The 12,828-nt window shown below is 74.3% G+C and carries 12 protein-coding genes and 1 pseudogene; 5 read left to right on the forward strand and 8 right to left on the reverse strand.

Annotation, left to right across the window (positions count from 1 at the left end; genetic code table 11):
* Positions 1-107: 107 nt before the first annotated feature.
* The gene (locus tag OG361_RS22255; RefSeq protein WP_405856086.1) at positions 108-815 is read left to right on the forward strand and encodes a pentapeptide repeat-containing protein; all 708 of its coding nucleotides are present in this window, start codon (positions 108-110) and stop codon (positions 813-815) included.
* A 63-nt stretch (positions 816-878) separates the two neighbouring features.
* Here the strand turns inward: OG361_RS22255 and OG361_RS22260 are convergent, their stop codons facing one another.
* From OG361_RS22260 to OG361_RS22270, 3 genes are all read right to left on the reverse strand, one after another.
* Positions 879-1,397 carry a hypothetical protein gene (locus OG361_RS22260; protein ID WP_384575405.1) on the reverse strand — a complete coding sequence of 173 codons (519 nt, stop codon included), beginning with the start codon at positions 1,395-1,397 and terminating at the stop codon, positions 879-881.
* Between the two features lie 13 nt (positions 1,398-1,410).
* On the reverse strand, positions 1,411-2,016 hold the full coding sequence (locus OG361_RS22265; RefSeq protein WP_405862388.1) for a response regulator: 606 nt from the start codon (positions 2,014-2,016) through the stop codon (positions 1,411-1,413).
* Between the two features lie 65 nt (positions 2,017-2,081).
* Positions 2,082-3,515, reverse strand: coding sequence for a histidine kinase (locus OG361_RS22270; RefSeq protein WP_405856088.1), 1,434 nt, complete (start codon positions 3,513-3,515; stop codon positions 2,082-2,084).
* Between the two features lie 473 nt (positions 3,516-3,988).
* On the opposite strand from OG361_RS22270, the pseudogene OG361_RS22275 reads away from it, so the two are divergent.
* Together OG361_RS22275 and OG361_RS22280 are read left to right on the forward strand one after the other, a co-directional pair.
* Positions 3,989-4,903 (forward strand): annotated as a pseudogene (locus OG361_RS22275) (ATP-binding cassette domain-containing protein); the annotation flags it as partial.
* Positions 4,900-5,703 carry an ABC transporter permease gene (locus tag OG361_RS22280; protein WP_405856090.1) on the forward strand — a complete coding sequence of 268 codons (804 nt, stop codon included), beginning with the start codon at positions 4,900-4,902 and terminating at the stop codon, positions 5,701-5,703. The pseudogene OG361_RS22275 and the gene OG361_RS22280, both read left to right, overlap by 4 nt.
* A gap of 65 nt (positions 5,704-5,768) precedes the next feature.
* Here the strand turns inward: OG361_RS22280 and OG361_RS22285 are convergent, their stop codons facing one another.
* The 3 genes from OG361_RS22285 to OG361_RS22295 all read right to left on the reverse strand — a co-directional run bounded on the left by OG361_RS22285 (position 5,769) and on the right by OG361_RS22295 (position 8,990).
* Positions 5,769-6,992, reverse strand: a complete 1,224-nt coding sequence (locus tag OG361_RS22285) for an FAD-dependent monooxygenase (protein WP_405856092.1) — start codon at positions 6,990-6,992, stop codon at positions 5,769-5,771.
* Between the two features lie 147 nt (positions 6,993-7,139).
* The gene (locus OG361_RS22290) at positions 7,140-7,760 is read right to left on the reverse strand and encodes a response regulator transcription factor (RefSeq protein WP_150504086.1); all 621 of its coding nucleotides are present in this window, start codon (positions 7,758-7,760) and stop codon (positions 7,140-7,142) included.
* A 36-nt stretch (positions 7,761-7,796) separates the two neighbouring features.
* The gene (locus OG361_RS22295) at positions 7,797-8,990 is read right to left on the reverse strand and encodes a sensor histidine kinase (protein WP_405856094.1); all 1,194 of its coding nucleotides are present in this window, start codon (positions 8,988-8,990) and stop codon (positions 7,797-7,799) included.
* Between the two features lie 377 nt (positions 8,991-9,367).
* Between OG361_RS22295 and OG361_RS22300 the strand changes: the two genes are divergently transcribed.
* Together OG361_RS22300 and OG361_RS22305 are read left to right on the forward strand one after the other, a co-directional pair.
* Positions 9,368-9,907 (forward strand): heme-binding protein, encoded by a 540-nt coding sequence (locus OG361_RS22300; RefSeq protein ID WP_384575424.1) that lies wholly within the window; start codon positions 9,368-9,370, stop codon positions 9,905-9,907.
* A 108-nt stretch (positions 9,908-10,015) separates the two neighbouring features.
* Entirely contained in the window at positions 10,016-11,458 is a 1,443-nt protein-coding gene (locus OG361_RS22305) for a M1 family metallopeptidase (protein ID WP_405856097.1), read from the forward strand.
* A 4-nt stretch (positions 11,459-11,462) separates the two neighbouring features.
* On the opposite strand, the gene OG361_RS22310 is transcribed toward OG361_RS22305, so the two are convergent.
* Positions 11,463-11,996: a GNAT family N-acetyltransferase gene (locus tag OG361_RS22310; protein ID WP_405856099.1), complete on the reverse strand. Its 534-nt coding sequence runs from the start codon at positions 11,994-11,996 to the stop codon at positions 11,463-11,465.
* A gap of 189 nt (positions 11,997-12,185) precedes the next feature.
* On the reverse strand, positions 12,186-12,761 hold the full coding sequence (locus OG361_RS22315) for a TerD family protein (RefSeq protein WP_405856101.1): 576 nt from the start codon (positions 12,759-12,761) through the stop codon (positions 12,186-12,188).
* Positions 12,762-12,828: the final 67 nt, after the last annotated feature.

Consider the following 12,828-nt stretch of genomic DNA (forward strand, 5'->3'; position numbering starts at 1 on the left):
CCTCGTGTCCCGTTCCGTTCCCGGTCTCATGTGGGGGACGGACGGCGGCGGCGCGTTTGTGACATCGGGACGGGGGCGTTGTCAGTGGCGTGGATCACCATGGGGGCATGGCGACGACGCGGAAGAAGAAGCCGACAGCGGGAGCGGGAGCGGACACGGGAGCCAGGGCGGTGGCGGGAGCGCGGCGGCCGGAGGTGCGGCTGCCTCCCCTGGCGGTGTACGAGGGCGGGATCGAGGCGGACGGGGACTACGACGGGCTCGAACTGACCGGGCTCGACCTGGCGGGCCAGTCGGGGGCGGGCGCGCGGTTCCTGGACTGCGCGCTGCGGGAGTGCGGGCTCGACGAGGTGCGCCTCACGGGCGCGCGGTTCCTCGACTCGGTGCTGAGCGGTGTACGGGGGGTGGGCACCGATCTGGCCGGGGCGCAGCTGCGGGACGTGGAGCTCGTGGACGCGCGGCTCGGCGGGGCGCAGCTGCACGGGGCGGTGCTGGAGAGAGTCGTGGTGCGCGGCGGGAAGAGCGACTACCTGAATCTGCGGGCGGCGAAGCTGAAGGACGTCGTCTTCGAGGGGTGCGTCCTGAGCGAGCCGGACTTCGGCGGTGCCGTGCTCGAACGGGTCGAGTTCGTGGACTGCGTCCTGACCGGGGCGGACTTCTCCGGGGCGCGGCTGAAGGACGTGGACCTGCGGGGGGTGCAGCGCCTGGAGATCGCGCGCGGGGTGGAGTCGCTGGCGGGCGCGGTGATCTCGACGGCGCAGCTCCTCGACCTGGCGCCGGTGCTCGCGGCCCAGCTGGGGGTGCGGGTGGAGGAGTAGAGCGCTTGCTCCCCGGGGCCCGCTACGGGAGGCCCGCTACGGGAGGCTCGCTCCCGGGGCCCGCTACGGGACGCGGGGGAGGCCGGGGAGGCGGGGGAAGCGGGCCTGGAGGGACCAGATCGCCGGGTTGTCGGCGAGGCCCTCGTGCATGTCGGTGAGGTCGGCGATCAGGTCGTGCAGGAAGTCGCGGGCCTCGCGGCGGAGTTCGGCGTGGTTGAAGGTGACCGGCGGTTCGTCGCCGGGCATCCAGTCGGCCTCGACGTCGACCCAGCCGAAGCGGCGCTCGAAGAGCATCCGGTCCGTGGACTCGGTGAAGTCGAGTTCCGCGTACTGCGGCTGTGCGGCGCGACTGCCGCGCGGGTCCTGGTCGAGCTGCTCGACGATGTCGCACAGGGCCCAGGCGAAGTCGAGGACCGGCACCCATCCCCAGGCTGTGGACACCTCGCGGTCCGCCTCGGTGTCGGCGAGGTAGACGTCCCCGCAGAAGAGGTCGTGGCGCAGGGCGTGGACGTCCGCGCGGCGGTAGTCGGTCTGCGGCGGGTCGGGGAAGCGACGGGAGAGGGAGTAGCCGATGTCGAGCACGGGACCGATGGTGTCACGGCACCAGGCCCGCCTCGTACGCGAGGACCACGAGCTGTACCCGGTCGCGTGCGTCGAGCTTGCTGAGGAGGCGGGCCACGTGCGCCTTGGAAGTGGCCGCGCTGATGTGGAGCCGCTCCGCGATCTCGCCGTTGGACAGGCCGCGGCCGACGAGTGTGAGCACCTCCCGCTCTCGCGCGGTGACGCCGGTGAGCGGGGTGGCGGGGGCCGGGGGGTGTGCCGGCGCGCGGCCCGGTTCGGGGCGGGCCGCGAACTCCTCGATGAGACGGCGCGTGACCCCCGGCGCGATCAGGGCGTCGCCGGCGGCGACCACCCGGATCGCCGCGAGGATGTCGTCCAGGGCCATGTCCTTGACCAGGAAGCCGCTCGCCCCGGAGCGGAGCGCGCCGTACACGTACTCGTCGTCGTCGAAGGTGGTGAGGACGAGGACCCGGGGCGCGTCGGGGCCCGCCGTGACGAGCCGGGTGGCCTCGATGCCGTCCATGCCGGGCATCCGGACGTCCATCACGACCACGTCGGGCCGGAGCTCCCGGGAGAGCCGGACCGCGTCCGTGCCGGTGCCCGCCTCACCGACGACCGCGAGGTCGGGGCTGTCGGCCATCAGGACGCGAAGGCCCGCCCGGACCAGCGGCTGGTCGTCGACGAGGAGGACGCGGATCGTCGGGTTCACGGGGCGCGGGTTCCTTCCGGGGCTTCGGGGCGGGGCGTTCGGGGTGCCACTGGGGTCCCGGGTGCCTCCGAGGTCCTGGGTGCCCTGGGTGCCCCGGGTGTCTCGGGTGCCCCGGGTGTCTCGGGTGCCCCGGGTGTCTCGGGTGTGCTCAGCGTCTGCGTCCGTGCCTGCGCCTGTGCCTGCGCCTGCGCCTGCGGCAGCGGTAGTGGTAGTGGCAGTACGGCCGTCACGTGGAAGCCGCCGCCCGGGCGGGGGCCCGCGGAGAAGCGGCCGCCGAGGAGTGCCGCCCGTTCCCGCATGCCGACGATGCCGTACCCGTCCCCGACGGGCGTAGAGGGCGCGGCAGGGGCTGCGGGGGCGTCCGCCGGGCCGTCGTCGGTGATCTCGACGAGCAGCGCGTCCGCGCTCCGGTCCACCGTCACCCGGCAGGCCGGCGCCGACGCGTGGCGCACGACATTGGTCAGCGACTCCTGGACGATCCGGTACGCGGCCAGGTCGACCTCGGGCGGCAGCGGCCGGTCGGGGTCGCCGAGGTGCCGCACCTCGACCCGTACGCCCGCGTCCGCCGTGGACGCGGTGAGCCGGTCCAGGTCGGCGAGGCCCGGCGCCGGGTCGCGCGGTGCGGGGCCGTGGTCGGAGGCGTGCGCGGGGCCGTCCTTCGCGGAGGCCCGCAGCGCGCCCAGGGTGCGGCGCAGGCCGGCGAGGGTCTCCCGGCTGGTGGTCTCGATGGTGGCGAGCGCGTTGCGGGCCTCGGCCGGCTGGGTGTCGATGACCCGGCGCCCCACGCCCGCCTGGATGGCGATGACGCCGATGCTGTGCGCGATGACGTCGTGCAGCTCGCGGGCGATCCGCAGCCGCTCGGCGGTGACGGCCTCGGCCGCGGTCCGGGCGCGCAGCTCCGCCGCGTGCGTGCGCCGCTCGCGTACCGAACGGCCGAGCAGTGCGGCGGTGAGGAGTGCGAGGGCGAGCGCGACGGCCGTCGTGACGAAGACGTTCTGCCCCGAGGTCGTGTACGTCGCCGCGCCGATCTGCACGGCGAGCGTCAGCAGGGCGGCGGGCACCGCGACCCGCAGCGGACGCCGGGCCGCCAGCCACCCGACGCCGACGTCGGCGGCGAGGACCGGAAGGTAGAGCAGCTCGGGGGAAGGCCAGGTGGTCGCCGCCGCGAACAGGCCGACGAGGAGCAGACCGAGCGCCGCTTCCGGCCGGCGGCGGGCCAGGGGCAGGAGCAGGCCGACGCCGACGGCGGTGAGGAAGAGCCGCAGCTCCGTCGAGCGGTACGGGCCCGCCTGCACGCCGGCGAAGAGTGCGAAGGGGTGTGCGGCGGCCACGCACCAGGCCAGGACCGCCGACGCGCGACCGGCCGCCGGGACGGCGGTGGCGGTGGCGGCGGTGCCGGTCGCGGAGGCGGGAGGGGTGGTGGCGGGCATGGGCCGATCGTAGGCGGGGGCGCGCGGCCGGGCATCGGCCTCCGGGCGTACGCCCCGGGGCCACCCGACGGGACCGCTTGTGGCCGGCGGGCCGATGCCGGCGGGGGTGGGGTCACGGCACCGTGGGCCGGGTGATCGAAGTCCGAGAACTGACCAAACGTTATGGCCACGGCCGCAGCCGCAGCCACGGCGACGGCGACGGCCACGGCCGCAGCCCGAGCGGCCCTTCCGGCCCGGTGGGCACGAGCCTCGGCCCCGTGGGCCGCTTCCTCGCCCGTCGCGCACGCGCCGGGGACGGTGAGACCTCCGCCGGCGGCGGTCCGCGCTCCGGCGGCGAGGGCCCGGCCGCTGCCCGGGACCGCCGGCCTTCCACCGGTCCCGGCCCCGCCCCCGCCCCAGCCCGCGACCACCCGACCCCCGCCCCCGCCCCCGACCGCCCGACCCCCGCCCGCGACCGTCCGACCCCCGCCGGAGGCGTTCGTGCTGCCGTCGACGGGCTCAGTTTCACCGTGCGGACCGGGCGGGTGACCGGGTTTCTCGGGCCCAACGGGGCCGGGAAGTCCACCACCCTGCGGCTGATCCTGGGGCTGAACGAGCCCACATCGGGGAGCGCGACCGTCGACGGGCGGCGGTTCCGCGACCTGCCCCGGGGGCTGCGGCACGTCGGGGCGCTCCTCGACGCGCACGACGTCCACGGCGGCCGGACCGCCGAGGCGCACCTGGCCGCGCTCGCCCGCACCAACGGCATCCCGCGCCGCCGGGTCGGCGAGGTCCTCGACGAGGTGGGGCTCGCCGAGGCGGCCCGGCGCCGGATCGGCGGCTACTCCCTCGGCATGAGACAGCGGCTCGGGATCGCCGCTGCCCTGCTCGGCGACCCGCCGGTGCTGCTCTTCGACGAGCCGGTCAACGGCCTCGACCCGGAGGGCGTGCTGTGGGCCCGCGGGCTGTTCCGGCGGCTCGCCGCCGAGGGGCGCACGGTGTTCGTCTCCAGCCATCTGATGAGCGAGATGGAGCACACCGCCGACGACCTCGTGGTCATCGGCCGCGGTGCGCTGATCGCCGCGGAGAGCCTGGCGGAGTTCGCCGCGCGCGGCACGGGCGGCGGAGGGGTGACCGTGCGGACCGCCGACCCGGCCGAGGCGCCGGGCCTCGCCGCCGTCCTGACCCGGGAGGGGGCGACCGTACGGCCCTCGGGGGAGCCGGGCGGCGTGCTCACCGTGACCGGGATGGGCGCGGACCGGGTAGGGGCGCTCGCCTTCCGGTCCGGCACAGCGCTCACCGAACTGGCCGCGCGCGCCTCCTCCTTGGAGGACGCGTTCATGGAGCTGACGGCCGACAGCGTCGAGTACCGGCAGCGTCGGGTACCGGAAGAAGGGGGGAGCCGGTGAACGCCCGCTTCCGTGATCTGCTCGCCGCCGAGTGGATGAAACTGTGGTCCCTGCGCTCCACGCCCTGGGCCTTCGGGGTCGGCGCGTTCGCCGTCCTCGGCGTCAACCTGAACGCGACCTTCGCCGACTACCGGAACTACCCGCACTACGCCCAGGGCATCCGCGAACTGTTCGTGCCCATCTGGGCGATGCGGGACGCCTTCACGCTCGGCGGGGCCATGGTGTTCATGCTCGCGACCGGCTCCATCGGCGCGCTCGTGATCGTCGGCGAGTACGGCACCGGGCAGATCCGTACGACCTTCGCCGCCGTTCCCGACCGTCGGGCCGTGACGGCGGCGAAGACGCTGGTCCTCTCGGGCGTCATGCTCGGGTACGGGGCCCTGGTCGCCGCCGTCTCCTTCACCGCCACGCAGGCCGTGCTCTCCGGCCGGGGCGTCGGCATGTCGATCGACTACCCGGGCGCGCCGGCCGCCGTCGCCGCGTCCGCGCTGCTCGCCCCGGTGTGCGCGCTCGTCGGGTTCGGCCTCGGGGCGCTCCTGCGGCACACGGCGACCACGATCGTCACCCTCACCGGTGTCCTGCTCCTGCTGCCCGCGCTCGTCGACGACCGCTCCCGCTGGTCGGCGACGCTCCTGCACGCCCTGCCGCAGGGCGCGTGGCGGCGGCTCACGCAGGTGGGGGATTCGCCGGTGCCGGTGGACTTCCCGTGGACGACGGGTGGGGCGTGGACCGTGTACGCCGCCTGGTCGCTGGGCGCGGTGGTGGTGGCCCTGATCGCGGTCCACCGCCGGGACGTGTGACGGGCGACGGGTGACGTGTGACGTGAGTGGCGGCGTGCGGCCCTGCGGCCCTGCGGCCCTGCGGCTCAGCGGCGGCCGTGGACCGCGCGGGCGACCCGCGGGCCCAGCCAGCGCTTGAGACGGCGCAGCGCCTCCAGCTGTTCGGCGGCCCGGTCGATCCGGTAGTAGAGCTGCGGTGGGACGTGCGGGAGCAGCGGCGAGTGGCGCTGGCCGAGGAGCGCGAACATCTGCGCGGGCTCCAGGCGCATGTAGCGGGGGAGGTTCTCGTACCACTGGGCGCTGTAGCGGGCCGAGCTCTGGGCCGAGACGAGCTCGGCGCGGCGGCGCTTCCCGTACGAGGTGAGGGCGGCGTCGAGACCGGCGGGGGAGCGCAGCGCCTCGGGTGCGCGCAGGGCGTCCGCGAGGGCGAGCGCGTCCTCCAGGGCCAGGGTGGTGCCCGCGCCGATCGAGTAGTGCGTGGTGTGGGCGGCGTCGCCGAGGAGGACGAGGTTGCCGCGGTGCCAGACCCGGTTGGTGAGGGTGCGGAAGGTGAGCCACTGGGCGGCGCCGTCGGTCCGTTCCCGCCCGATGAGCTCGTGGCCGTCGAGGAGGTCGTGGAAGAGCTTCTCCAGGAGGCGGAGGCTGTCGGTCTCGCCGCTCGTGTCGAGGCCGAGGCCGGTCCAGGTCTCCGGGGAGCACTCGACGACGCAGGTGGAGCGCTCGCCGCTGAACCCGTAGGCGTAGCACCAGATCCAGCCGTGCTCGGTCTCCTTGAAGGCGAAGCTGAAGGAGTCGAAGACCTTGGTGGTGCCGAGCCAGATGTACTGGTTCCGTCCGGCGGTGACCTCGCTGCCGAAGTGGCCGGCGTGTGCCTCGCGCAGCACGCTGTTGACGCCGTCGGCGGCGACGACCAGGTCCGCGTCCGCGAGTTCGGGCGCACCCGGGCCGGTGACGTCGTGCTCGAACGCGACCCGTACGCCGAGCTCCTCGGCCCGGTCGGCGAGGAGCGCGAGCATCCGGCGCCGCCCGATGCCGAAGCCGGCGTCGCCGCGGTGGACGGTCCGCTCGTCGCGGACGATCGCGACGCCGTCGGTCCAGGTGACGGAGGCCTCGGCGACGGCCGCGGCGGACTCGGGGTCGCCCGCGCGGAGCTTGTCGAGGAGCCCTGCCCAGTAGGTGACGCCCCACCCGTACGTGGAGCCCTCCGGGTTCCGTTCGTACACCGCGATGTCGTGGGACGGGTCCTGCCGCTTCAGCAGGATCGAGAGGTAGAGGCCGGCGGGGCCGCCGCCGACGATGGCGAGCTTCACGTGCGCTCCCACGGAGACTGAGACTGAGACCGGGTCATGACACCTTGCGGTCGGATGGCAACGCACGGTAGCAGTGCGGGTCGGGTCTCGGGGGCAGGAAGCGATACGGGAGCGGCGAGCGTTCGAGCGCTACGGGAGCGGCGAGGGCTACGGCAGCAGGCGGCGTTCCTTCGCCACCGCCACGGCGCCCGCGCGGGTGTCGACGCCGAGCTTCGCGTAGATCCGGCCGAGGTGGGTCTTCACCGTCGCCTCGCTGATGAACAGCGCCCGTGCGATCTCGCGGTTGCCGAGCCCCCGCCCGAGCTGGCCGAGGATGTCCCGCTCGCGGTCGGTGAGGCTGGGCCCGGCCGCGCCCCGCATCCGGTCCATGACCCGGCTGGCGACCGGCGGGGAGAGCGCGGTGCGGCCCTGCGCGGCGGAGTGGATGGCGGCGAAGAGCTCCTCGGGCCGTTCGGCCTTCAGGAGGTAGCCGGTGGCGCCCGCCTCGATGGCCCGGGTGATGTCGGCGTCCGTGTCGTACGTGGTGAGGACGAGGACGTGGACACCGGTGGGCGCGATCCGGCGGGTCGCCTCCACACCGTCGATGCCCGGCCCGAGCTGGAGGTCCATCAGGACGACGTCGGGCTTCAGCTTGGCCGCCATGGCGACGGCCTCCTCGCCGCTGCCGGCCTCGCCGACGACCTCGATGTCGGGGGTGCTGCCGAGCAGGGCGAGCAGTCCGGCGCGGACGACGACGTGGTCGTCGCAGAGGAGGATCCGTACGGACATCACGACTCCAAGGACATGGGCAGGGGGTGAGGGGGGTCAGGGGGTCAGGAGGCGAGGGGTCAGGGGGATCGCGACGGAGAGGACCGTGCCCTCGCCGGGGGCCGACTCGACCGTCAGGGTGCCGCCGAGCTGCTGGGCCCGCACCCGCATCGCGGGCAGCCCGTGGCCGCGCTCGCCCGGCTCGCGCGCGAGCGACGGGTCGAAGCCGTGGCCGTCGTCGGCGATGTCCAGGACCACCTGGTCGTCGAGGTACGTCAGGGTCAGTGCGGCGGACTCGGCGCCCGCGTGCTCGCGGATGTTGGCGAGGGCGCCCTGCGCGATCCGCAGGAGCGCCGACTGCGCGCGGTCGGGCAGCGGCACCGCGATGCCGTCCACCCGGAAGTCCGCCGACTCGCGCGCGGCCAGGCCGCGCAGGGCCTCTTCGAGGCCGCCGCCCTCGGCGAGGTCGGCGGGGGCGAGGTCGTGGACGAAGCGGCGGGCCTCGGCGAGGTTGCGCTCGGCGATGGACTCGGCGGTACGGACGTGGCGCCGGGCGGTCGCCGGGTCGCTGTCCCAGGTGCGGTCCGCCGCCTGGAGCAGCATCTGCTGGCTCGACAGGCCCTGCGCGAGGGTGTCGTGGATCTCCATGGAGAGCCGCTGCCGCTCCGCGAGCGTGCCCTCGCGGCGCTCGATGGCGGCCAGTTCGCGCCGGGTGCGGATGAGGTCGTCGATGAGTGCGCGCTGGCGTGCGGCCTGCCGGTCGGAGTACACGAACACCCCGGTGGCGATGGCGGCGACGGCCGGTGGCGCGACGATCAGATTGGGGTCCCAGCCGCCGTGCGCGAGCTGCACCTGCGCGAAGACCACGAAGGCGGTGAGCAGGACGACCAGGCCGAGCGCGGCGCGCGGCGGGAGGGTGCGCAGGCCCGTGTAGAAGAGCGGCACCGCGCACCAGGCGAAGCTGGGCGCGAGGACGACGAGGACGATCCAGACGGCGACGACCGTGCCCAGCCAGGCGATCCGGCGCGGGGCGGCGCGGGTGCCGAGGACGGGGCCGAGGAGGTAGAGGGAGGCGAGCGCGCCGGAGAGGGCGACGATCCAGGGGCTGCGGTCCTCCCAGGGGTGGCGCAGCAGGAAGCGGGCGAGGGAGGCGCCGAGGAGGAGGAAGAACGCGATGTGCATGACGCGCGCGAGCCAGGGGGCGTCCGGGTCCTGCTCGGTGGGCGGCCGTGTCGCCTGCCTGGCTTCCATTCCGCCCTCCATACCGCCTTCCTGCCTTCCTGACCTGGGGATATCTCTCCATCCTGGCCCGTAGGGACCAGACCGGCATCAGCCGATCGGCTGACCCGGCCGTCCTCCAGTGTGCGCGAGCGGGGCAGCCGGAACGTGGACCGAATGGCCCGGGTTCCGGCCACAGGATGGATGCAGAGCGAACGAAACGCCTCCTCGGAAGCTCACCTCGGGCCACCTCACCTCGGGCCACCTCACCTCGGGCCACCTCACCTCGGGCCACCTCACCTCAGGCCACCTCACCTCGGGCCACCTCACCTCAGGCCACCTCACCTCAGGTCGCCGCGGGTCACCGCACCTCGCCCCATCTCACTTCACCTCACTTCACGGAGTCCCTCATGAAGAAGATCCTCTTCGGTGCCACCGCCGCCGCTCTCGTCGCCGCCGGTACCTTCGGCGCCGTCTCCGCGAACGCCTCCGCCCCGGCCGCCGCCCCCGCCGCCGTTGTTCGCGCCGACGCCGGCGACGACAACCTCCAGCAGTCGACGCACCTGACGATCGAGGCTGCGACGAAGGCCGCGCAGGCGACCCTGGACGCCGCCGAGAAGGAGAACCAGCGCGTCTCCGTCGCCGTCGTCGACCGCAACGGCAACACCATCGTCACCCTGCGCGGCGACGGCGCCGGCCCGCAGTCCTACGAGTCCGCCGAGCGCAAGGCGTTCACCGCCGTCTCCTGGAACGCCCCGACCTCCGTCCTCGCCGGCCGCCTCGCCCAGGCCCCGAACCTGAAGGACATCCCCGGCACCCTCTTCCTCGCGGGCGGCGCCCCCGTCACCGCCAAGGGCGCCCCCATCGCGGGCATCGGTGTCGCGGGCGCGCCCTCCGGCGACCTCGACGAGAAGTTCGCCCAGGCCGGCGTCGCCGCCCTCGGCAAGTAAGCCCCCAGCTGGTGGTGGCGCCCGGATCCCCCGCCGGGCGCCACCACCGTTTCCGTATCCGGCCCTCCGCACCCGGCCCCGCGGATCCGTCCTGCTTAGGATCGATACGTGTACGTGTACGTGACCCGGACCCGGACCCGGCGACGCACCACCCGGACCGCGGCCGCCGCGGGCCTCCTCGCCCTCGCGCTCCTCGCGGGCGGCTGCACGGAGGCGATCAGCGGAGTCCGGGGCGCACCCGGGGCCGCCGGGCTGCGCGACCCGTACTTCCCGAAGCTCGGCAACGGCGGCTACGACGTGCGGCACTACGCCCTGTCCCTCGCCTACGACCCGGGCACCGGGCGTCTCGACGGCACCGTCGAGATCACCGCCCGCGCCACCCAGGACCTGAGCGCCTTCAACCTCGACCTGGCCGGCCTCACCGTGGGCGGGGCCACGGTCGACGGCGACCGCGCCGCGTACAACAGGGCCGGGAACGAGCTGACGCTCCGCCCGCGCGAGGAGATCCGCGACGGCGCCGAGTTCCGGGCCACCGTCACCTATTCGGGCGTGCCGGAGCCGATCACGGACGCGGACGGCTCCGTGGAGGGCTGGCTGCGCACCGACGGCGGGGCGGTCGCGGTCGGCGAACCGGAAGGCTCCATGACCTGGTTCCCCGGCAATCACCACCCCTCCGACAAGGCCGCGTACGACATCTCGCTCACCGTCCCGGCCGGGCTCGAAGCGCTCTCCAACGGCGTCAGGACCGAGCGGCGGACGGAGGGGGACGGCCGCGTCACCACCGTGTGGCACGCGGCCGAGCCGATGGCGAGCTATCTCGCGACGGTCGCCGTCGGCCGCTACGAGACGGCGACGGAAACGGCGGCGGTGCCGGCCGCCGTCCCCGGTGCCCTGCCCGTCCTGACCGCGGCCGAGCCCCCGGTCGCGGCGGACAGCGCGGCGCTGCGCGGCGAGATCCCCGAGATCCTGGCCCGGCAGGTCGAGCGCTTCGGCCCGTACCCCTTCTCGGCCGCCGGGGCGATCGTCACCGTGGACGGGACGCTCGGCTACGCCCTGGAGACCCAGACCCGGCCCGTCTTCCCCGCCGCCTCCTTCGACCGGACGACCCTCGTCCACGAGCTGGCCCACCAGTGGTTCGGGAACTCGGTCACCCCCGAGACCTGGCGGGACCTGTGGCTGAACGAGGGCTTCGCGACGTACGCCGAGTGGCTGTACGCGGAGGAGTACGAGCACGTCCCCGCCCGGACGCGCTTCGAGCGGGCCTTCGCCCAGGAGGCCAACTGGGCCTTCCCGCCGGCCGCCCCGCCCGCCGCCGAGAACCTCTTCGACCCGCCCGTCTACCAGCGCGGCGCGATGGTGCTGCACAAGCTGCGCGAGACCGTCGGGGAGCGGACCTTCGGCGAGATCCTCCGCGGCTGGCCCGCGAAGTACCGGCACGCCAACGCCTCCACGGACGACTTCACGGCCTACGCGGAGAGCGTGGCGGGGAAGGACCTCGACGGGCTGTGGAAGGTCTGGCTGTACGGCGAAGGGAAACCGGACCGGCCGTAGGCGCTCAGGCCTGTTGCGGCAGGGACTTCCGCAGGACGACGCACGGGCGGCCGTGGGCGCGGTCCGGGCGGCGGTCGGTCTCCTCGTAACCGAGGGCGGTCCAGAAGGCCAGGGCCCGCGGGTTGTTCTCCAGGACGGCGAGCCGCAGGCCGGTGCGGCCCTCGGCGCGGAAGCGGTCCTCGACGTACGAGGCCAGCCGGCGTCCGTGGCCCGTGCGCCGTGCGTCGCCGTGGACCATGAGCAGTCCGAGCCAGGGTTCCGGTTCCGCCGGGTCGGGGTGGTGGCCGAGGGTCACCGCGAGGGCGACGAGCCGGCCCTCGGAGCGGGCGAGGAGGACCTCGGCTGAGGGCTCGGCGAGTTCGTCGGCGAGGGCGGCCGCGACCTGCTCGGGCCGGACGTCGGACGGGTCCGGGAAGTCGCCGCTGAGCTGGTGGAACTCCTCGTTGGACGCGTACAGCGCGGAGAGTTCGGTGAGCAGCGCGCCGGGGAGGGCCGCACCGTCCTCCAGGGCCTTGGGCGTGAGGGCTTCGACGATCACGCCGAAAGGGTAGAGCCCCGGCCGGGAATCCCGGCCGGGGCTCATCCGTGTCGATGCGTCAGACGGCGATACGCCAGAGGGCGTTACGCCAGACGGCGACGCGTGACGGCGATGCGTCACACGGCGCTACGCCAGACGGCGACGCGTGACGGCGACGCGTCACACGGCGAGGTGTCAGACGGCGATACGTCAGAGGTTGACGCCGAAGTCGCGGGCGATGCCCTCCAGGCCCGAGGCGTAGCCCTGGCCCACGGCGCGGAACTTCCACTCGGCGCCGTTGCGGTAGAGCTCGCCGAAGACCATGGCGGTCTCGACGGCGGCGTCCTCGGAGAGGTCGTAGCGGGCGAGCTCGGCGCCGCCGGCCTGGTTGACGATGCGGATGTAGGCGTTCCGCACCTGGCCGAAGTTCTGCGAGCGGGCGACCGCGTCGTAGATGGAGACCGGGAAGACGATCTTGTCGACGTTCGCCGGGAGGCCCGCGAGGTTGACGTTGATCTGCTCGTCGTCGCCGCCGCCCTCGCCGGTGCGGTTGTCACCGGTGTGGACGATGGTCTGGTCCGGCGTCGCCTTGTTGTTGAAGAAGACGAAGTGGGCGTCGGAGGCGACCTTGCCGGCGGCGTCCACGCCGATCGCGGAGGCGTCGAGGTCGAAGTCGGTGCCGGTGGTGGTGCGGACGTCCCAGCCGAGGCCCACGGTGACGGCGGTGAGGCCGGGGGCCTCCTTGGTCAGGGAGACGTTGCCGCCCTTGGACAGGCTCACAGCCATGGAAAGTCCCTTTCATCGTGGTGTCGTCGCCTGGTGAAACGCGCACGGGGCCCCAGCGGTTCCCGGT

The sequence above is a fragment of the Streptomyces sp. NBC_00090 genome (genome assembly GCF_045160815.1).
Taxonomy (GTDB): domain Bacteria; phylum Actinomycetota; class Actinomycetes; order Streptomycetales; family Streptomycetaceae; genus Streptomyces.

What these genes read in the sequence shown, in the direction of transcription:
- OG361_RS22255 (WP_405856086.1), top strand. Translation starts at nt 108, where the DNA reads ATGGCGACGACGCGGAAGAAGAAGCCGACAGCGGGAGCGGGAGCGGAC.
- OG361_RS22300 (WP_384575424.1), top strand. Translation starts at nt 9,368, where the DNA reads ATGAAGAAGATCCTCTTCGGTGCCACCGCCGCCGCTCTCGTCGCCGCC.
- OG361_RS22290 (WP_150504086.1), bottom strand. Translation starts at nt 7,760, where the DNA reads ATGTCCGTACGGATCCTCCTCTGCGACGACCACGTCGTCGTCCGCGCC.
- OG361_RS22270 (WP_405856088.1), bottom strand. Translation starts at nt 3,515, where the DNA reads ATGCCCGCCACCACCCCTCCCGCCTCCGCGACCGGCACCGCCGCCACC.
- OG361_RS22295 (WP_405856094.1), bottom strand. Translation starts at nt 8,990, where the DNA reads ATGGAAGCCAGGCAGGCGACACGGCCGCCCACCGAGCAGGACCCGGAC.
- OG361_RS22315 (WP_405856101.1), bottom strand. Translation starts at nt 12,761, where the DNA reads ATGGCTGTGAGCCTGTCCAAGGGCGGCAACGTCTCCCTGACCAAGGAG.
- OG361_RS22265 (WP_405862388.1), bottom strand. Translation starts at nt 2,016, where the DNA reads ATGGCCGACAGCCCCGACCTCGCGGTCGTCGGTGAGGCGGGCACCGGC.